The 19802-nt window shown below is 71.6% G+C and carries 17 protein-coding genes; 2 read left to right on the top strand and 15 right to left on the bottom strand.

What is annotated here, in order from left to right:
- Positions 1-4: 4 nt before the first annotated feature.
- The 11 genes from ACYU7L_RS21470 to ACYU7L_RS21420 form a co-directional block, all read right to left on the bottom strand.
- Entirely contained in the window at positions 5-688 is a 684-nt protein-coding gene (locus tag ACYU7L_RS21470) for a response regulator (protein ID WP_460800852.1), read from the bottom strand.
- Positions 689-851: 163 nt separating this feature from the next.
- The gene (gene hpf / locus ACYU7L_RS21465; RefSeq protein WP_460800850.1) at positions 852-1484 is read right to left on the bottom strand and encodes a ribosome hibernation-promoting factor, HPF/YfiA family; all 633 of its coding nucleotides are present in this window, start codon (positions 1482-1484) and stop codon (positions 852-854) included.
- 497 nt (positions 1485-1981) lie between these two features.
- Entirely contained in the window at positions 1982-2707 is a 726-nt protein-coding gene (locus ACYU7L_RS21460; RefSeq protein WP_460800848.1) for a ComF family protein, read from the bottom strand.
- Between the two features lie 62 nt (positions 2708-2769).
- Positions 2770-4533 (bottom strand): LpqB family beta-propeller domain-containing protein, encoded by a 1764-nt coding sequence (locus tag ACYU7L_RS21455; RefSeq protein ID WP_460800845.1) that lies wholly within the window; start codon positions 4531-4533, stop codon positions 2770-2772.
- Positions 4530-6128 (bottom strand): MtrAB system histidine kinase MtrB, encoded by a 1599-nt coding sequence (gene mtrB, locus ACYU7L_RS21450; RefSeq protein WP_460800843.1) that lies wholly within the window; start codon positions 6126-6128, stop codon positions 4530-4532. The genes ACYU7L_RS21455 and mtrB overlap by 4 nt, the downstream gene beginning before the upstream one ends.
- A gap of 44 nt (positions 6129-6172) precedes the next feature.
- The gene (mtrA, locus tag ACYU7L_RS21445) at positions 6173-6865 is read right to left on the bottom strand and encodes an MtrAB system response regulator MtrA (RefSeq protein WP_460800841.1); all 693 of its coding nucleotides are present in this window, start codon (positions 6863-6865) and stop codon (positions 6173-6175) included.
- A 59-nt stretch (positions 6866-6924) separates the two neighbouring features.
- Positions 6925-8370, bottom strand: coding sequence for an adenosylhomocysteinase (gene ahcY, locus ACYU7L_RS21440; RefSeq protein WP_460800838.1), 1446 nt, complete (start codon positions 8368-8370; stop codon positions 6925-6927).
- Positions 8371-8445: 75 nt separating this feature from the next.
- A complete protein-coding gene (locus tag ACYU7L_RS21435; protein WP_460800836.1) occupies positions 8446-9447 on the bottom strand; it encodes a DUF808 domain-containing protein in 1002 nt (333 codons plus the stop codon).
- Positions 9444-10502: an SIS domain-containing protein gene (locus ACYU7L_RS21430; RefSeq protein ID WP_460800834.1), complete on the bottom strand. Its 1059-nt coding sequence runs from the start codon at positions 10500-10502 to the stop codon at positions 9444-9446. Before ACYU7L_RS21430 ends, ACYU7L_RS21435 begins: the two co-directional genes overlap by 4 nt.
- Positions 10503-10541: 39 nt before the next feature.
- Complete coding sequence (locus ACYU7L_RS21425) at positions 10542-10712, bottom strand: Trm112 family protein (protein WP_460800832.1); 171 nt, start codon at positions 10710-10712, stop codon at positions 10542-10544.
- Positions 10709-12085, bottom strand: coding sequence for a phosphomannomutase/phosphoglucomutase (locus tag ACYU7L_RS21420; RefSeq protein WP_460800829.1), 1377 nt, complete (start codon positions 12083-12085; stop codon positions 10709-10711). Before ACYU7L_RS21420 ends, ACYU7L_RS21425 begins: the two co-directional genes overlap by 4 nt.
- A 339-nt stretch (positions 12086-12424) precedes the next feature.
- Between ACYU7L_RS21420 and ACYU7L_RS21415 the strand changes: the two genes are divergently transcribed.
- Positions 12425-13909 (top strand): HNH endonuclease signature motif containing protein, encoded by a 1485-nt coding sequence (locus tag ACYU7L_RS21415; protein WP_460800827.1) that lies wholly within the window; start codon positions 12425-12427, stop codon positions 13907-13909.
- 135 nt (positions 13910-14044) lie between these two features.
- Here the strand turns inward: ACYU7L_RS21415 and ACYU7L_RS21410 are convergent, their stop codons facing one another.
- Positions 14045-14425, bottom strand: a complete 381-nt coding sequence (locus ACYU7L_RS21410) for a DUF3499 domain-containing protein (RefSeq protein ID WP_460800824.1) — start codon at positions 14423-14425, stop codon at positions 14045-14047.
- Between the two features lie 49 nt (positions 14426-14474).
- On the opposite strand from ACYU7L_RS21410, the gene ACYU7L_RS21405 reads away from it, so the two are divergent.
- Complete coding sequence (locus ACYU7L_RS21405; protein WP_460800821.1) at positions 14475-14972, top strand: metallopeptidase family protein; 498 nt, start codon at positions 14475-14477, stop codon at positions 14970-14972.
- 31 nt (positions 14973-15003) lie between these two features.
- Here ACYU7L_RS21405 and ACYU7L_RS21400 read toward each other — a convergent pair whose 3' ends face one another.
- The 3 genes from ACYU7L_RS21400 to ACYU7L_RS21390 form a co-directional block, all read right to left on the bottom strand.
- The gene (locus tag ACYU7L_RS21400; protein WP_460800819.1) at positions 15004-16446 is read right to left on the bottom strand and encodes a DUF5719 family protein; all 1443 of its coding nucleotides are present in this window, start codon (positions 16444-16446) and stop codon (positions 15004-15006) included.
- On the bottom strand, positions 16443-19373 hold the full coding sequence (locus ACYU7L_RS21395; RefSeq protein ID WP_460800817.1) for a glycosyltransferase family 2 protein: 2931 nt from the start codon (positions 19371-19373) through the stop codon (positions 16443-16445). Before ACYU7L_RS21395 ends, ACYU7L_RS21400 begins: the two co-directional genes overlap by 4 nt.
- 69 nt (positions 19374-19442) lie before the next feature.
- Positions 19443-19697, bottom strand: a complete 255-nt coding sequence (locus tag ACYU7L_RS21390) for a WhiB family transcriptional regulator (RefSeq protein ID WP_460800815.1) — start codon at positions 19695-19697, stop codon at positions 19443-19445.
- Positions 19698-19802 lie beyond the last annotated feature (105 nt).

Raw genomic sequence — 19802 nt, 5'->3', positions numbered from 1 at the left:
GTGCTCACGGCAGATCGAGCAGCTTCTCCCGGACGGCGTACATCACGGCCTCCATGCGGGAGTGCAGCTGGAGCTTCTCCAAGATGTTGCGCACGTGGTTCTTGACGGTGTTGTCGCTGATGAACAGCTGACGGGCGATCTCGCGGTTGTTCAGCCCGCGAGCCACCAGCCGCAGCACCTCGAGCTCGCGGTCGGTGAGTCGCAGGCCCGGCACCTGGCTGCGCTCGGGGCGCGACATCTGCTTGAACTCGTCGATGAGCTTGACCGCCATCGAGGGGCTGATCAGTGAGTGTCCGTCCGCGACCACTCGGACGGCCTGGGCGACCTCCTCGATCGAGGAGTCCTTGAGCAGGTAGCCCGCGGCACCGCTCTTGACCGCCTCATAGAGGTCGGCCTCCTCGTCGGAGACCGTGAGCATGATGATCTTGGCCGAGGGGACGGCCTCCTTGATGGCCAGGCACGCCTCGATCCCGGAGCGACGCGGCATCCGCACGTCGAGCAGCACCACGTCGGGCACGACCTCGGCGGCCAGATCGGTGCCCTCGATGCCGTCGCCTGCCTCGCCCACGACCTCGATGCCCTGCTCCACGCCGAGCAGCATCGTGAGGCCGCGTCGGAAGAGCTCTTGGTCGTCGACGACCAGGACGCGTATCGCGTCTGGCTCAGCGGTGCCGCGTTGGTCGTTCACAGAGGCATCATGCCCGTCCGCGGGGCCCGAGGACCACCCGACTCCCCCAGAGGTCGCAGTTCGGGGGTCGTGGCATCGGTGCAGAGGAGCGGGGCGGCCCCGTGGGACCACCCCGCTCCTGGGTCGCCGGAGGACCCGGCTGCGGCTTCGGCCGCTGTCAGCCTCAGCCGACGTCGGGTGCCAGAGCTGCTACCTCGAGCGAGATCACGCCGTAGTCATAGCCGCGTCGCCGGTAGACGACCGAGGGACGCTCGCTCTCCTTGTCGACGAACAGGTAGAAGTCGTGTCCCACCAGCTCCATCTCGTAGAGCGCCTGGTCCAGCGTCATCGGGGTCGCCGGGTGCGTCTTCTCCCGCACCACGAGAGGCCCGTCTCCGGTGACGGTGATCGGCCCGACCTTGCGCTCGGTCACCTCGGTGTCATCGTCCTCGGGGCTGTGCGGGATCGCGTCCGCCATGGCCTCACCGACCGAGACCGGCGTGTGCCGTCCACGGTGGACCCGACGCCGGTCGGCGGCGCGACGCATCTGAGTGGCCATCTTGTCGATGGCGAGGTCGAGGGCTCCCATCTTGTCGTCGGCCGCGGCCTCGGCACGGATCACAGGTCCCTTGGAGAACGCCGTCAGCTCGACCCGCACGCCGCGCTCGGCCTGGCGCGGGTTGCGCTCCTTCTCCACCTCGACCTGAACCCGCTGGATGCGGTGATCGTGCTTCTCCAGTCGGGCGAGCTTCTCCTCGACATGACTGCGGAACCGATCCGACACCTCCAGGTGCCTTCCCGTGACCACGACGTCCATGGTGAACCTCCCGTGCTTCTCATGTAGCAACCGATATGGCTGTTCTCCCCCGGGCACGCCCCTCAGGGACAGGCCGAGACCCGGACCGCGCACGGCCCGATGCCCGGGGGTTGGATGGAGTCCGTCCGGCCGACCTGGTCTTCGACCCCACAATCGCCTGCTGAGGCTCTCGCAGCTTGATGCCACTAGCCACCTTCTCCCGCCCGTCGCCGTATCTGACGGCGGGGGCGAGGCAGGACTTACTTCTAAGCCGCACCGTGATCAGCTGCCCGAACACCTCGGATCCCCGGAGGGACGAGGCGCGCGAGCGAGCCTTACGTGGACCGTTTTGCCTGCGACTGGCATCGGCTAGCCACCACGACGTTCGGGCTGCCCCGAGCGTCTGAGTGACGCAACCACGGACCCGAACGGACTCCATAACGTGACGTTAGTCCGTCGGACGGCCGGAAGAAAGGACGGGTGTCTGAATGTCGCCGGTGACCGTTGTCACCGGCGTCTCAGGGCCCGCGCCCGGCGCCTCCGGGAGGGGCCGGCGGATGACGTCTGCGGGTTGCGGCGACGGTCGCGATGCCGAGGACTCCCACGCCGACGGCCTCCAATGCCCGCTGGGCCTCGCGTGCGGTGGCGCCCGTTGTGAGCACGTCGTCGCAGACCACGAATCGGGCCCTCGGATGCTGGTGGGCCAGGCGCCGAAGCGACCGCGTGGGGCAGCACAGCGACCCGGCGAGGTTGGCGGCCCGCTCCTGGGCGCCGAGCCCCGACTGGTCCGCCACGCCCCGCCGTACGACGAGCACCCGGCGCGCCGTGACGTCATGGCCGCCCGCCCGCAGGAGGTTGGCCGCCTCTCGCGTCAGCGACCAGGTGGGCTCGTGACCGCGTGCGCGCACGACCGCTCGTCGCGAAGGCACCGGGACCAGCACCACCGGCCCCGAGCCGGGGCCGTTGTCGATCACCGCGAGCACCGCCCCCGCCAGCAGCCGGGCCAGAGGCCGACGCAGCGCCAGGCGCCGGTGCTCCTTGAGACCGACCACCATCTGCCGCACCGCATCGGCATACTCCGCCGCTGCCCAGGGCGGCGCGAGCCCGGGCGGCACGGGCGTGGGCCAGGCGGAGAACGCGCCGGCGGGGAGCTGGTCGGCGCACCCTCGGCACAGCAGCCGGCCCGGCCGCTCGCAGCCGACGCAGGAGGATCCGGTGAGCAGGTCGGCCAGCGCGTCGATCACGCAGCCATCGCAGCCCAACGGCGCAACCCGCACAAGGCACACCTCACTCCCTGGGGAGGGACTCAGCCGACGTAGGTGAGGGCGACGAGCTCCGGGTCGATGGTCGTGGTGCTGCGCTCGCGGTCGCTGAGATCCACGACCCCGGCGCCGGTGGCGACGTAGAGGGTCTCGCTCCGGTCGGGCGAGCTGACCAGACGCCGGACGTCCTCGCGGATCAGGAACGGCGCCGACTGGTCGTCGAGGCTCCCCGGGGACCCGTCGGCCGAGATCGTGCGGATCTCGGCGAGGTCCTCGGTGACCGCGTGCACGATGGCCAGATCGGTCGGTGTGCGCCACCCGAGGTCGCGAACGTCGAGAGGGTCGTCCTTCTGCCAGCCGATGCGCTGCGCGGGGGTGGCGCGCAGCACACTGCCGCGCTCGTCGCTGACGATCCTGCTGACCATCACCGAGTCGCCCGCCGCGGCGTCGAGCACCGCGACCAGACGGGTCCCGTCCCGCGACACGACGAAGTCGCTGACCTGCTGTCCGCTGATCCCGGGGACGTCGACGGCACGTCGGCGACCGTCGAAGACCACCGACACCTCGGCGCCGCGCCGGGTACGGTCGACCAGCCAGATCCGGTCCGCGAAGTCCCAGGCCGGCTTGAGCAGGTCGGTGCCGTCGGCCGCGGGGGTGGTGACCGGCCCGTCCTCGTTGAGAGAGGCAAGGAGCGCTCGGGTCCCGTCCCGGCTGATGCCGGCGACGTGCGTGCCCTGGAGGTCGACGGCGAAGTCACGCAACCGAGCTCCCGGAGCGCTGAGCGGCCCGTCGAGCGACTCGTCCTCCGTGCCGGGCGTCGCCAGGACGACGCGTCCCTCGCGCAGTCCGAAGATCTGAGCACTCGCGGTGAGCACCGTGGGTGACAGCTCGGTCCCGGAGGTGACCGGGAACTCGCTCGTGCCGTCCGGCGCCGTGACCGGCTCGCCGCCCACCAGGAGCCGGATCGAGCGGATGCTGGGATCCTGACGCAGGGTCCAGGCCAGCTGGGCGAGCACGAGCTCCGAGCTCTCGGGCGTCAGCGCACCGGGCTCCCCCTGCAGCGACACCTCCGCCACGCCGGTGCTGCTCACCGGCACCGACAGCTCCCAGCGGGTCCCGCTCGGGAAGAAGGTCCGCGAGACATGCGCAGGCCGACGTGCCGGGCCGTTGACGAGCCCGCGAGTCAGCGTCGTCGCGAGCTGCTCGCCCCGCGGGACATAGACGGGCTCGGGCACGAGGATGCGTGCCGTCGGGTCGAGGAAGTAGAGCGAGACCTGGCGGAAGCGCTGCTCGAACCACGAGGCGGGGACGACGAGCGCGTCCGGCGCCTCGGCGATGCGCCACTGACCCTCCTCGACGACCATGGCGAAGCGGAGCCGCCGGCGCTCGGCGGGGAGTGGACCCAACCAGGCTCCGCGTGCGTCCAGGTGGTGGGCACCGCTCAGGTCGACCTCGATGACACCCGCGCCGCTCGGGGTCGCGGCGCCCTCGTAGAGGATCGTCTCGAGCTCGGGGTTCCAGACGCCGCGGGCGTCCTTGGCCAGGAACTTGCGCGCCACACCTGTCTGCACCGGAGTGGCCGTCATCGCCTCCATGAAGTGGGTGACGATCTCAGCCGCGGACTCGCCGGGCTGCGGCGGTCGCGGCTCATAGCTGACGCCGGGGACGTCGGCACCCTGGGTCTCGGCGGTCGCGTCCCGGACCGGTCCGCTCTCGGGCAGGGTCACGCAGCCGCTCAGCAGCGCCCCGAGCAGGAGCGGGACGAGCACGAGCACGGCACCGCGCAGACGACGGTCACGCGCCCTCATCCGGTCCTCACCTGCTCCGGCTGGGGGACCAGCGGTAGCGGGCTCTGGCGCAGCGTGGCGCCGGCACGACGAGGCAGCGTCAGCCGGAACTGCGCCCCCTGCCCCGGCCGGCCCCAGGCCTGCAGCCAGCCGCCGTGCAGGTGGGTGTCTTCCAGGGCGATCGAGAGCCCCAGCCCCGTTCCGCCGGTGGTGCGGGCGCGCGCAGGGTCGGCGCGCCAGAACCGGTTGAACACCATCGCGGACTCCCCTGGTGCCAGCCCCACCCCGTAGTCGCGGACCGCGATGGCCGCCGCGTGCTCGTCGCCTGCCACGAGCACCACGATGTCGCCCGTCTCGGCATGGTCGACGGCGTTGGTCACCAGGTTGCGCACGATCCGCTCGACACGCCGTACGTCCGCCTCGGCGAGACAGGGACCCGCAGGCGCCTGCACGACCACGCGGGTGCCGCGCCGCTGGGTGAGGGGCTGGACCGAGTCGACGACACGGTGGGCGACGTCGACGAGGTTGACGTCGTCGAGCTCGAGCACCGCCGCCCCGGCGTCGAAGCGGCTGATCTCGAGCAGGTCGACGAGCAGGGTCTCGAAGCGATCGAGCTCCTTCTGCAGCAGCTCTGCGGCTCGCGCGGTCACCGGGTCGAAGGAGTCACGCGCGTCGTGGAGCACGTCGCCGGCCATCCGCACGGTCGTGAGGGGGGTGCGCAGCTCATGGGAGACGTCGGAGACGAAGCGGCGCTGCATCCGGCTGAGCTCTTCGAGCTGACGGATCTGTCGCTGCAGGTTGGAGGCCATCTGGTTGAACGACGTCGCCAGCCTCGCGAGGTCGTCCTCGCCGGTGACCTTGAGCCGCTCCTGCAGCTGACCGGCCGCCAATCGCTCCGCCACCTGGCGAGCCAAGCGGATCGGCGTCACGACCTGGCGGGTCACCAGCCACGTCAGCGCGGCGACGAAGACCAGCAGCAGCCCGGCCGCGGTCAGCAGCGCCCGCGTCACCAGGCTCAGCGTCTCTGCCTGCTCGGTGAGCGGGAAGAGGTAGTAGAGCGTGTAGGTCTCCCCGTCGGCCGGCAGGATCACCTGGGCGCCGACGGCGACGCCCGGCCCGCTGGAGGTGGTGCCCGCCTCGTCGGTGGTCAAGATCCTCGTATAGGCCCAGGCGGTGCCGCTCTCCTCCCGGAAGTGCTCCTGGAGGCCCGCGGGGACGCTGGCCGGGTCCAGGCCCTTCGTGCTCAGGGTCCCCCCGTCGGAGAGGTCGTCCCCGGTCTCCGAGGGTGGCGCCAGCACGACGGCGAAGCCGCGCCCGGCTCCGCGCAGGATGATCGGCTCGACGAGCTGGGCCCGTTGGCCCGCTGCGTCGATGTCGGTGCCGGGCACGGCCGCCAGTCGCTGATCGGCCTCGTCGGTCTCGTTGGCGGCCTCGGCCAGGACCTGATCGACGCGCTGCTCGAGCAGCCCCTCACGCGTCTGCTGGAGGAGGAACCATCCCACAACGCTGACCACCACGGCCGAGAGCACGACGGTGCTGGCCACGACGCGGGCCTGGATCGACCGACGCCAGAACGTCAGTCCCCGCCGGACGGCGGGAGGGATGCGCGCAGCCATGACGCAAGAGTGACAGGTCGTACGACGTGAGCGGGGCGATCCGCTCAGGCCGTACCGGCCTTGTAACCGACTCCGCGCACCGTCAGCACGATCTCGGGGCTCTCGGGGTCGTGCTCGACCTTGGAGCGCAGTCTCTGCACGTGCACGTTGACCAGCCGCGTGTCCGCGGCATGGCGGTAGCCCCAGACCTGCTCGAGCAGCACCTCGCGGGTGAACACCTGCCAGGGCTTGCGCGACAGGCACACGAGCAGGTCGAACTCGAGCGGGGTGAGGTTGATCTGCTCCTCACCCCGGGTCACCGAGTGACCCGCGACGTCGATCGAGAGGTCGCCGACGGTGAGCGTCTCCGGGCCGGACGAGTCGAGACGACGCACCCGGGCCCGGATCCGCGCCACCAGCTCCTTGGGCTTGAACGGCTTCACGACATAGTCGTCGGCGCCCGACTCGAGGCCGACCACGATGTCGACGGTGTCGCCCTTCGCGGTGAGCATCACGATCGGCACCCCCGACTCCGCGCGGATCTCCTTGCAGACGTCGATGCCGTCCTTGCCCGGCAGCATCAGGTCGAGCAGGAGCACGTCGGGGCGATAGTCGCGGAACTCCGCGAGCGCCTGGTCACCCCGGGTGCAGACCCGGCTGTCGAAGCCCTCCTGGCGCAGGACGATCGACAGCATCTCCGCGAGGGACGCGTCGTCGTCGACGACGAGGACGCGTCCCCGCGGCGTGAAGTCGTTCATGCTGGTTCTTCCTCACCGATGTCCCGCAGGACGTTCCTCCGGCTGATCGCCGGAGGGTGTCAGTAACGGTAGTGGTCCGGCTTGTAGGGACCCGAGACATCGAGCCCGAGGTAGGCGGCCTGCTCGTCACTGAGCGTCGTGAGCTTCACGCCGAGGGCACCGAGGTGGAGACGGGCGACCTCCTCGTCGAGGTGCTTGGGCAGCACGTAGACGCCGACCGGGTAGTCCTCGGGCTTCGTGAACAGCTCGATCTGCGCCAGCACCTGGTTGGTGAAGGAGTTCGACATCACGAACGACGGGTGGCCGGTCGCGTTGCCGAGGTTCATCAGGCGACCCTCGGACAGGATGATCACCGTGTGACCGTCACGGCCGTCGGCGGCCGGGAAGCGGAACAGGTCCACCTGCGGCTTGACGGTCTGACGCTCGATGCCGGGCCACGTCTCGAGACCGGACATGTCGATCTCGTTGTCGAAGTGGCCGATGTTGCCCACGATGACCTGGTGCTTCATCCGCGACATCTGGTCGGCCGACACGACGTTCTTGTTGCCGGTCGCGGTGATGATGATGTCCGCGGTGTCGAGGACGTCCTCGAGCGTGGAGACCTGGTAGCCGTCCATCGCCGCCTGCAGGGCGCAGATCGGGTCGATCTCGGTGACGATCACGCGGGCGCCCTGGCCACGCAGCGACTCGGCGCAGCCCTTGCCGACGTCGCCGTAGCCACAGACCACCGCGACCTTGCCGCCGATGAGGACGTCGGTGGCGCGGTTGATGCCGTCGATGAGCGAGTGGCGGCAGCCGTACTTGTTGTCGAACTTGGACTTCGTGACCGAGTCGTTGACGTTGATGGCGGGGAAGAGCAGCGAGCCGTCGCGCATCATGTCGTAGAGACGGTGGACACCGGTCGTGGTCTCCTCCGTGACGCCACGCAGCTCACCGGCGACGCGGGTCCAGCGGTCGGTGCTCTCCGCGAGCGAGGCCTGCAGGACGTCGAAGACGACCTTCTGCTCGTGGCTCTCGGCCGTGGCCGGGTCGGGCGCCTGGCCGGTCTTCTCGGCCTCGAGACCGAGGTGGACCAGCATGGTGGCGTCGCCACCGTCGTCGAGGATCATGTTGGCGAACTCGTCACCGGGCCACAGCAGGATCTGCTGGGTGCACCACCAGTACTCCTCCAGCGACTCGCCCTTCCAGGCGAAGACCGGGACGCCCTGCGGGTTCTCCGGCGTGCCCTCGCGGCCGACCACGATCGCGGCGGCGGCGTGGTCCTGGGTGGAGAAGATGTTGCAGGAGGCCCAGCGGACCTCGGCGCCGAGGTCGACCAGCGTCTCGATCAGCACGGCTGTCTGGACGGTCATGTGCAGGGAACCGGCGATGCGGGCGCCCGAGAGGGGCTTGTCCTTGCCGTAGCGCTCGCGCATGGCCATCAGGCCCGGCATCTCGTGCTCGGCGAGCGTGATCTCGGTCCGGCCGTACTCGGCCAGACTCAGGTCGGCGACCTTGTAGTCCATGGATCTCCTCAAGCTGATGCTGGCTGCCGCGCGCGACGGAGTTCGGCGTGCGCTCCAGATGACGTGCGATCCAGATTAGGACGAGTGGGGCTGCCCCGAAGAATCCTCGCTGTGCCCCTCGCCACCCTCGCTATGACCCGACTTGCCGCCGTGTCCGATGCCGAACGGCGTGAGCACGGCGACCACCAGTGCCCCGACCACCAGGCCGATCAGCGCCGAGGCGGCGGTGTTGGCCAGCCAGCCCAGTGCGGCCCCGATCGCAGGGACGGCGTCGTGGGCGGCCTCCTCGAGGTGGTGCACGAGCTCGTAGGGCGGGTGCCAGCCCAGGTCGTCGACGCCGACGAGCAGGATGTGGCCGCCCACCCAGAGCATCGCGACGGTGCCCACGACCGAGAGCACGGCGAGCAGTTTGGGCATGCCCTTGACCAGACCGTGCCCCAGCTTCTGGACGGCGCCGGAGCGCTTCGTCGTGAGCCGCAGCCCGATGTCGTCCATCTTCACGATCATCGCGACCACGCCGTAGACCAGCGCCGTGATGCCGATCGCGACGACGATCATGATGATCGCGCGGGACAGGAAGGGTTCGTCGGCGACCTCGTTGAGGGCGATCACCATGATCTCGGCCGAGAGGATCAGATCGGTGCGCACGGCGCCGCCGATCATCTGCTTCTCCCGCTCCGGACTGATCTCGGTGGCGAGCGCCTCCTCGTGCTTCTCGTGGCCGGCGATCTTGCCCCAGATCTTCTCCGCGCCCTCGTAGCACAGGAACGTGCCACCGGCCATCAGGATCGGGGTCAGCAGCCACGGGAGGAACTGGCTGAGCAGCAGCACCACGGGCAGGATGAAGATCAGCTTGTTGCGCAGCGAGCCCACGGCGATCTTCTTGATGATCGGCAGCTCGCGCTCCGCGGCCAGACCGTGGACGTACTGCGGGGTGACGGCCGTGTCGTCGATGACGACGCCGGCGGCCTTGGTGCTGGCCCGGCCTGCCGCAGCTCCCACGTCGTCGATCGAGGCCGCGGCGAGACGGGCGAGGACGGCCACGTCGTCGAGCAGGGCGAACAGACCGCCGCTCATCGCGCGTCCTCCACCAGGCCGGCGCGCAGGTACTCCGCGGCATAGGTCCCCTGGAGCAGCAACGACGCGTAGCGCGACACCTCGCACTCCTGCGCCGAGCCCTCGATGCCCGAGGTCAACGTCTCCACGCGGATGCTCCGACTCTCGGCGGCCGCGCGAAGCCGGCCACGCTGCTCACGCACCGCCGGGTCCTCGGAGCCGTCGTCCAGCACGACCAAGACCGGGCGCAGCTCACCGCCCTCGTCGGAGGGTGAGGCGAACGGGTCGTCGAAGACGTCGCGCTGGCGGGTGGCCTCGAGAACGGGCAGCAGGTGCTCGGCATCGCCTGCGAGCGCCGTACGACCGCTGGCGCGCCGGATCGACTCCGCCACCCGGCGTGCGGCGCGGGCCGCCAGGACCGAGCCACCCCACACCAGGGGGACGGCGTCCGCCACCGCGATCGCGAGCATCTTGGCCGGGTTCACCGCGAGGTCGCGCAGCGGTGCGCAGCGCACCGCGACCGCGTCGAGGGCGTCGGCCACGGCCTGCGGGTCCGTGCTCGGGCCCAGCGAGACGCGGTCGAGGAAGTCCAGCATGACGACGGCCGTGGCGAGCTGGTCACCGGTGACCGTCGGGAGGACCGTGCTGTAGCGGCCCGCGGCGTGCTCGGCGACCATCGACCGCTCGGGGCAGGCCACCACGACCTGGCAGCCACGTCGGACGGCCTCCGCCACCGCAGAGGCCGAGCCGACGTCAGAGCCCTCGGGGCAGAGCATCACGACCAGGTCGAGGCTGCCGGCCCAGCCGGGGAGCCCGGGCGCTGGCCAGGCCACGAACGGCACGGGACACCACGGCTCGAGCACCGCGCGCAGCAACCGCGAGTCCGGGCCGGCAGCCACGATCGCGCGGGGCCGCTGGTCGCCGATCCGGGCGACGGCCTCGAGCGTCGCCTGGGCGCACTCGCCGCTCTCGCGGCGCACCCGCGCGCCGGACTCCGCCAGTCGGCGGAGCGTGCCGTCGTGCTGCGCGAGCACCGACTCGTCGTCCAGTCGCGCCTCGTCGAACCAGGTGGTCACGCCGCTCGCCTCTCGCCGCTCGTCTCTCGCCCGCCCGCGTCAGGCCGGCTTGCGGGCTTCGTCGACCAGCAGCACGGGGATGTCGTCGCGCACCGGGTAGGCCAGACCGCACCCGGTGCAGACCAGCTCCCCGGCCGCGTCGTCGGTGCGCAGGTCGGCGTGGCACGCCGGGCAGACGATGATCTCGAGCAGCTTGGGGTCCAGGTTCATGCGTCTCTCCTGATCACCGCGAGCACCTCGTCGCGGATGCGGGTCATGGTCGCCTCGTCCTTGCCCTCGGCATTGAGCCGGAGCAGGGGTTCGGTGTTCGAGGCTCGCACATTGAACCACCACTCGGGATGCTGCACGGTCAGGCCGTCCAGCCTGTCGGTGGTGACGTCCTCCCCGGTCCATGCGGCCTCGAGCTCCTCGACCACAGCCGCCTGGTCGGCGACCGTGGTGTTGATCTCACCGGAGGCGACGAAGCGCTCGTACTGCGCGAGCAGCGCACTGAGCGTGCCGTCGCTCTCGGCGAGCGCGGCCAGCGCGTGAAGGGCCGCGAGCATCCCCGAGTCGGCACGCCAGAAGTCGCGGAAGTAGAAGTGCCCGCTGTGCTCGCCGCCGAAGATCGCGTTGGTCTCGGCCATCGTGGCCTTGATGTAGGAGTGCCCGACCCGGGTGCGCACCGGGGTGCCGCCCAACTCGGTCACGATCTGGGGCACCGATCGGCTGGTGATCAGGTTGTGGATCACCGTGGAGCCAGGCTCACGGGCCAGCTCGCGGGCCGCGATCAGACCGGTCAGGGTGGACGGCGAGACGGCCCTGCCCTCCTCGTCGACGAGGAAGCAGCGGTCGGCGTCCCCGTCGAAGGCGAGGCCGATGTCGGCGCCCTCCGCCAGCACCCGCTCCTGCAGGTCGACCAGGTTGGCCGCCTCGATCGGGTTGGCCTCGTGGTTCGGGAAGGAGCCGTCCAGCTCGAAGTAGAGCGGCACCATGTCCACCACGTCGCCGAGCGCCTCGAACACCGCCGGGGCGGTCAGCCCGGCCATGCCGTTGCCCGCGTCGACGACGACCTTGAGGCGTCGACCGCGCACCGGGGCCAGCGACAGCAGGTGCGCGACGTAGCCCTCGAGCACGTCCTGCTCGGTGATGGTGCCGGGCGTCGGGGCGGCCACGACGTCCCCTGCGGCGACCGTGTCCCGGATCTCGGCCAACCCGGTCTCCATGCCGATCGGGACGGCGTGGGCCCGGCACATCTTGATCCCGTTGTACTGCGCCGGGTTGTGGCTGGCGGTGAACATCGCACCGGCCTGGCCGAGATGCCCCGAGGCGAAGTAGAGCTGGTCGGTGGAGGCCAGCCCGATCAGCACGACGTCGGCGCCCGCGACCGAGGCCCCCTCGGCGAAGGCGCGCGCCATCCCCGGCGAGCTGGGGCGCATGTCGTGCCCGACGACGACCTTCGGCGCCCCCGTCACCTGGACGAACGCACCGCCCGTGCGGCGGGCGAGCTCCTCGTCGAGCTGGTCGGGGACCGTGCCCCGCACGTCGTACGCCTTGAAGATCGCGGCGAGGTTGTCGGGGTCGAGGCTGCTGGTCGACGGCATGCGTCGAGCCTAGCGCTCGGCGGCGGGAGCCCAGGCGCGGCCGAGGCGACCCCGTCGCTCGCTGGTCGAGAAGGTTGCGTACCCCCTCGGTGGTCGAGCAGGTTGCGTACCCCCTCGGTGGTCGAGCAGGTTGCGCACCCCTCGTTGGTCGAGCAGGTCGCGCACACCCTCGTTGGTCGAGCAGGTTGCGCAGCAACCGACGTCGAGACCCCACCTGTAACCCGCCCCTGTGGACAGTTGATGGGCCGCCAGAAGAACTTTCGAATGTTGTCCACAATCCGAGACCAGACCAGGTCAAACCGGGGTGCATTGTCGGTGGCACCTGTTTGAGTGATCTGCATGGCGACGACCCCGAACGGCCCCGACGACACCGGCTCCGGTGCCATCGGTGGCGCCGTCGGGATGGTCGGTCTGGCCGACCATGCGTTGGCCGGGCTGGACTCCGTGCTGTGGGCCACCCGCCCGTGCGATGACCTCCTCGAAGGCGTCTCCGCCCTCGAAGCTCTCCGTGCCCACGTCGCCGCCCTCGAGGCCGAGATGCTGGCCGAGGTCCACGCCCGCGCCGCCGCCAAGACCGAACTCGCCTGGGCCTCGACCGGGGACTGGTTCACCCACCTCGCCGGACTGCGCCGCGCCCAAGGCAAACGGGCGGTAGACCACGCCGGCCTGTTGCGCGGCGAGCGCCGCGCCACGTTGGAGGCGCTACGTCGTGGGGACGTGTCTCCCGAGCAGGCGGCCGTGATCGTGGATGCCATCGAGCAGCTCCCCACCAACCCGACCCTCCGTGCCGAGGCCGAAGCCCTGTTGTTGGCCGAGGCCGGGGTCCTGGATGCCTCCGAGCTCGCCAAAGCAGCCCGCCACCTCATCCACGTCATCGACCCTGAGCGCACCGAACGCGACCTCGAGAAAGCCCTGGACCGCGAGGAGCGCGCCGCCCACCTGGACAGGTTCCTGTCCATCGTCGACGACGGCGCCGGCGGCGTCCGCCTCAAAGGACGCGGCTCGGTCGAGGACGCCGCGATCCTCAAAGCAGCGCTCCTGCCGCTCACCAAGCCCCAACCCGCGCTCGACACCGGTGAGGAGAACGGCACCGGTGATGGCGGTTGTAGTGGTGAGGTGATCGATCCCCGCGACCACGGTGCCCGGCTCTGGGACGCGTTGATCCAGAACGCCCAACACGGCCTGGACACCGACCAGGCCCCCGAGTGCCACGGCGCCAGGCCCCGGGTCACGGTCACCATCGACTACCAAGCTCTGACCGGCCACCTTCACCGAACCGCCCCCACCACGCTTGAGGGTGGGATCGACTGGCCACTACTCGGCCTCGACACCAACGGCGTCACCACCGGAATCGCCGCGGACCTCGCTGCCGGGCTCGGGGTCACCGACGAAGGACTCGTCATGTCCGCCGCGACAGCCCGGCGTCTGGCGTGCGATGCCGACATCATCCCCGTCGCCCTCGGGGGTCCGAGTGAGCGGCTTGATGTCGGCCGGACCCACCGCCTGGTCACCCCCGCGTTGTGGCGATCCCTCGTCGTCCGCGACCACCACTGCGCGTTCCCCGCCTGCACCCGGCCACCGGTGATGTGCCACGCCCACCACATCACCCACTGGACCGACGGCGGCCCCACATCGTTGGACAACATGGTGCTGCTGTGTGGACACCACCACCGCACCATCCACCACGCGCCCTGGGAAGTACGGCTCAACCCCAGCGACGGGCTGCCGGAGTTCCAGCCGCCGCCAAGAAGGCGACAGCGAGACACCGACCGGCCACCAGCTCAACCACCCGACTGGGTCCGGCACCGACCACGCCGCGAATAGCACCCGGTGAACACGGGGGATCTCGACGTCGGGCGCTGCGCGCCCTGCTCGATCAACGAACGGGGCGGACCGCCTCCGGTCTGCGCTGCGCGCCCTGCTCGATCAACGAACCGGGGTGGATCTCGACGTCGGGCGCTAGTCGGAGGTGAGGATGCGCAGGTGGCCCCGACGGCCCGTCTCGCGGCCGTTCTCGCCGCCGATCTGGCTCGAGAGCCCGGTCTGCGCGGGTGCGGCGCTCGGCGCCGGTCGGCCGGCCTCTCGCACCGCATCCGCCAGAGCCAGCAGGTCGTCGCCCGAGGGCCCGGCGTCGCTCGTGTCGCGGGCCAGGCGCAGGACCTCCCAGCCCCGCGGGGCGGAGAGTCGCTCGCTGTGCTGCTCGCACAGGTCGTAGGCGTGGGGCTCGGCGTAGGTGGCGAGGGGTCCCAGGACGGCCGTCTGGTCGGAGTACACGTAGGTCAGCGTGGCCACGGCAGCCCGGCCACAGGCAGTGCGCGAGCATCGACGGGCGGGGTTCACGCGACGAAGGTACCCCTCCCCGCGCCCGGACCGGATTAGGCTCGCGGACATGGACTCCGTCCCCCCTCCGTCGTCAGCTGGGGCCTCCTCCCCGGACGAGCCCGTACCCGCCGCGGCGGCGCGACTCAGCCGCCGTGGACGCGACCGCCGCGGACGCGGTCAGCGAGGACCGGGCGTCCTGCCCCGACGCCCCGGCCGACCGGTCGGACGCACCCGGCGCGAGCGCTTCGACGACCTCGCGCTCAGCATCGTCACCGAGGTGGACGAGCGCTGGCAGGACCGCCTCGGCGTCGTGGAGTACGCCGTGGAGGACGCGCCGCAGATCCCCGACGACTGGTCTCCCGACACGGTGCCGCTCTCGTCACTCGTGCGCGGCAATGGCGACGAGCCGACCCGCGTCGTGCTCTTCCGGCGGCCGATCGAGCACCGCTGCGAGGGCCGCGCGGAGCTCGAGGCCCTGCTGCTGACGATCGTGGTCGAGCAGCTCGCCGAGCTGCTCGGCATCGACGCCGAGGACGTGGACCCGCGCTACGAGGGCGACGCCTAGGAAGCGCGGATCCGGGGGGCCGCAGAGCGGGCTAGCGCAGCGCAGGGACGACCGCCGGGACCAGCCCGTCGAGCACCAGCGGGCGCATCGGCAGCACGGCAGCTCCCCCGGCTCTGCCGTCCTGCTCGACCAGCACCGCTCCGGACACCCGGGCCCGCTCCGCAGAGACCCGCAGCAGCGAGGCGTCCTCGGGCAGGGCGAGCGACAGTGAGCGACCCGGAGCCACCTCGACGCGCCTGTCCGCCAGGGCCCGGCCTGCGGCGTCCCAGGTCCGTACGCTCACCGCTCCCACACCGTCTGCACCGCCGAGCAGCAGCCGCACCGAGCCCTCGGGCAGAACGAGCCCGGCCTCCTCGAACGACTCCGCACCCACTGCATGGGAGAGGTCGCCCTCGACGAAGGAGCGCACGGTCGCGCTCACCGGCGCACTGGACTCCACGAGCAGGCCCAGCGCCCCCTGCCGGATCTCCCGCTGCAGCACCTCGTCCAAGGTCACGGTGGCCACGCTCTGCGGCGCGACGCTCAGCTCCTCGACGCCGACCGGGGCGAAGGCGCTCTCCTCGGTGACCACCTTGACGGTCACCCGCACCTCGTCGTCGCCGGCGTTGGCGACGGCCAAGGTGCGCGCACCGGCGCCCGCCGGGAGCCCGAGGAGCAGGTTGGCCGAGAGCGGCTCGCTCTGGCCCGCCAGCCAGTCGCGGCTGCGAGCTCCGGCGCCGAGCTCGTCCACGTCGTCGCGCACGTGGGTGACCAGGCGTCCCCTCGAGACGAGGACCCGCAGCGCGAGCTCGTCGCGCTGAGGGACGACCTGGGCCAGGTCCAGGCTCACGGTGGTGCCGCCCGGGACCGTCACCCCCCGGAGCGCCGGGGTGTCGAGGAGACCCTCGGCACCGAGAAGCGTGATGTCGGCGACCGCCGGACCCGCATCGGGGTTGACCAGCTCGAGGACCGAGGAGTGGGAGGCCCCGGCACCGACGCCGGTGAACCACTGCTCCGGCTCCGGGGACGAGCAGACGGCCGCGGCGTTCTCGGCTGTCCCACCGATCGTCCGGACTCCCGCGAGCAGGCCGGGCGCGAGCGCGTCGCTGCCGATCAGGACCAAGGGATCCGAGACCCGCGTCAGCGCGGTCGCCATCTCCTCCAGGCGCAGGGCGTCACGGGCGGCCCCCTCCCCCTTGCCTGCCCTGCGGGTGGCCACCTCGCCCACGGCCCCCTCGACGTTGGCGACCGCGACCTGGTCGCTTCCCCCCACGGCCGACGGACAGCCCAGGGCTGTGGCCGTCAGCGGCGTGCGGTCGGGGGCATCCTTCGTGCGGGCCGGGTCTGGGCCCCCGACCAGCGCCAGAGCTCCCACGGTGAGCAAGGGCAGCAGCAGCGCGATCACCGTGAGGGGATGGATCCGCCGATTCCGACGCGCGGCTGCCCGACGGCCGGTGTCCGCGGGTGGGGGCGAGTCGTGACGGCGGGTCCTCATGGCACGTCCTTCCGGGTCGGGCCGCACAGGACGGCGACGACGAGCACGGCCAGCGCCTGGACGACGAGCAGCACGGAGCGCAGCCACGAGTCGGGGCCACTGACCGCATCGGGCGGCGGCTCCTGCGCCACCTGCCAGGCTCGCGTCGAGCGGTTCTCGGCGCTGGCCTGGGTCAGCCCGTCGGAGGCGTCCAGGGTCGCGGCCACCCGGCCGTCGGCGGGCGAGGGCAGCACGACGTACTGGATCCCCCGGTCGGCCAGCTCACCCACCACCTCCGCGGTGGGTCGCGACGAGAGGGCCCGCACGGTCGCGGTGAAGTCGGTGTCCTCGTCGGTGAGCGCGAGGATCTCGTCCTCGCCAAGCGTGGCGCCGTCCTGGCGCAGGACGCGATAGGTCAGGCCCTCCTCGATGCTCCCTCGCACGACGAGGACACCACGCTCCGGCCCCTCCAGGGCGCTCTGGCGCATGTAGACCGGGATGTCGGCCTCGGGGCTCTCGTCGAGCGAGTCGGGAGAGGAGACCAGGAACCACCCCAGCCCCCCGAGCGGTACGACGAGCGCGACCAGGGCCGCCACGACACCTGACGCCCGCAGCACACCGCTCGCGACGCGTCGCTCGCGTGCGCCCTGCACCGCCCGCACGAGGTCCTGTCCGGCCAGGGAGATCGCCACCACCGCCGCGCCCTGCAGGAGCACGACGAACAGCCCCAGGCTCGGGCCGGTGTCGCTCGTGGCCAGGTCGAGACGGAGCCGACTCAGCAGCAGGGCGCCCACCGCCGCGACCAGGGCGACGAGCCAGCAGACCACCACGGCGACCCTGGCCTGCCGGGCGAGCAGCGCTGCGGTCGCCAGAGCCCCCACGAGCGCTCCGAGCACCCAGGGCGCGCTCTGGTCAGCAGCCGCGCCGACCAGCAGACGGGTGCCGTCGATGTCCGCCACCGGCAGCCTGCCGGTCTCCAGCAGCAGCCCCGCCGACGAGCCCGTCGTGAACAGCGGGACCAGCCACGGCAGCAGGAGGACGAGGACGACGAGCAGGGCGACGACGGGCGGCCCCCACACCGACCGGTCCCGCATCGCGCGCGGAGCCAGGGCGAACGCGGTGGCGAGGACGGCGAGGCACAGCAACGCGGCGAACGGCCACGTCACCGGCGCGAAGGACGCGACCAGCGCGAGCAGCAGACCGGTGCGCCAGGCCGCCCGCCAGCGACGGTCGGCCTCGGGATCGGCGAACCCGAGGGCGGCATGGGCCAGCCAGGGCAGCAGGACGGCGGTGACGACGGTGCCGATCCGGCCCTCGCTCCAGGCTCCGCTGGTGACCGGGACCAGGGCGTAGGTCGCCGCACCCCAGGCCAGCACCCAGCGCGAGGTCCCGCGTGGGTCGACCAACCGGCTCACCACCCGCAGGAAGCGCCAAGCTCCCCACATCGCGGCAGGGACAGCGGTGAGCATGATCAGGGAGACGACCGCCCCGGCGTGGCCCAGGAGCAGCGATGCGCCCAGGGCCAGCGGCAGCAGGTAGGCCGGTGCGGGGACGTCGGTGCCCAGTGCGAGGGGGTGCCACGACTCGAGGTGCAGCCGCCACCAGTCACTCGCGCCGGCGGGCGCCGGCGACAGAGCGCCGCCGGAGACAGCGCCCAGCGCCTCGCGGGCCCCGACCACGGCCAGCACCACGAAGAGCAGCACGCTGACGGCGACCGGGTTCGTGAGGAAGCGGGCGACCAGGCCCGAGTCCTCCTCGAGCATCTCGTCGTCGACGCTGGCCGCCCGGGCCGGCCGGCGGTGCTGCGACGCGCCAGGAGGCGGCCCCTCGGCTTCGAGCTTGGCGGCACGACGACGCTCCGCGACGTCCGCGGCCTGATGGGTGGCGGCGGCCGCGAGGTCGCTCACGAAGTCCAGTCCGTGCCGGTAGGGCAGCCAGCGCGGGGCCAGCAGCGACTGCACCCGCTCCGGGTCGGCGCCGTGCAGGTCCCGGCGCGCCCGACGCGCGTCCCGGATCTGGCCGGGCCGGCGATAGATGGAGACCAGCGCGGCGAGCTCGTCGAGGGCCTCGCCCGGCGAGCGCACGAGGAGGAAGCCCACCATCCGCAGCAGCGTGCCCACCGCGAGGCGCAGGGTCCGGAAGGCGAGCGCCCGGCGCGGCGAGTTCGCGAGCAGCGTGAAGAGCGCGGCGCGGCGCTCGGCGTAGTGGGTGTGCCGCCCGGTCAGCGATGTCCGTCGTACGCCGCGGTGGGCGGCCTCCGCATGGAAGACGACCGCCTGGGGCACGCAGACCGTGCGATGGCCCGCGGCGGCGGCGCGCCAGCCGAAGTCGATGTCGTTGCCGAAGATCGGCAGCTGCTCGTCGAAGCCCCCGAGTCGTTCCAGCACGGCACGCCGCACCAGCATCCCCGCGGTGTTGACGGCCAGCACCTCGCGCACGTCGTCGTGCTGGCCCTGGTCGTACTCGCCCCGCTCGAGACCGGTCTCGCGCCGACCGGTGGCGGAGATCGTGACCCCGACCTCGAGGAGCCGACGCAGCGAGGGCCACTCCCGCAGCTTGGGTCCCAGGATGTCGGCGCTCGGATCGTCCTGCGCAGCCGCGAGCAGCGCCTCGAGCGCCCCGGGGTCCGGGGTGGAGTCGTCGTGGAGGATCCAGATCCACTCCTCGCCGGGGGCACCGTGCGACACGCCGGACACGTGGGTCAGAGCCCGCTCGACCGCGGCGGGGAAGGAGGTCGAGCTGGGAGCGCTCACCACGGCGTCGGGCCCGAAGGCCGCGCTCAGCAGCGTGGCGCTCTCGTCCCTGCTGCCGGTGTCGACAGCGACGATGCGGTCGGGGGCGCGCCTCTGGGCACGCACTCCGGCAAGGACGGTCGGGAGCCAGCGGGCTCCGTCGTGGGAGACCAGCAGGAGGGTGACGTCGGCGGGGCGGATCTCGGCATCACTCACGGCCGACCACCCTAGCCGCGTCCCTCAGAGGGGCGCGGCGCGAGCCGTCGCCCCTGTGAGGGACGCGGCTCAGACAGCCTGCTTCTTCAGCTTGCGGCGCTCGCGCTCGGACAGACCGCCCCAGATCCCGAAGCGCTCGTCGTTCATCAGGGCGTACTCGAGGCAGTCGTCGCGCACCTCGCACGTCAGGCAGACCTTCTTGGCCTCCCTGGTGGACCCACCCTTCTCGGGGAAGAACGCCTCGGGATCGGTCTGCGCACACAGTGCGCGGTCCTGCCACCCCAGTTCCTCGGCGTCCCCGTCGAGGAGAAACAGTTCTCTCACGGCATTCGCCCTTTCGACCCGGCAACCCAGGGACTCGCCCCCCGGAAACCCCCGCTTGTCGTCGTCATGTGACGCGCCTCTCATTCACCGGCGACGCTCAGTCAG

This window comes from Nocardioides pacificus (assembly GCF_054775955.1).
Note: the sequence above shows the minus strand (reverse complement) of the source record. Positions and strands in the feature narration are given on the sequence as shown.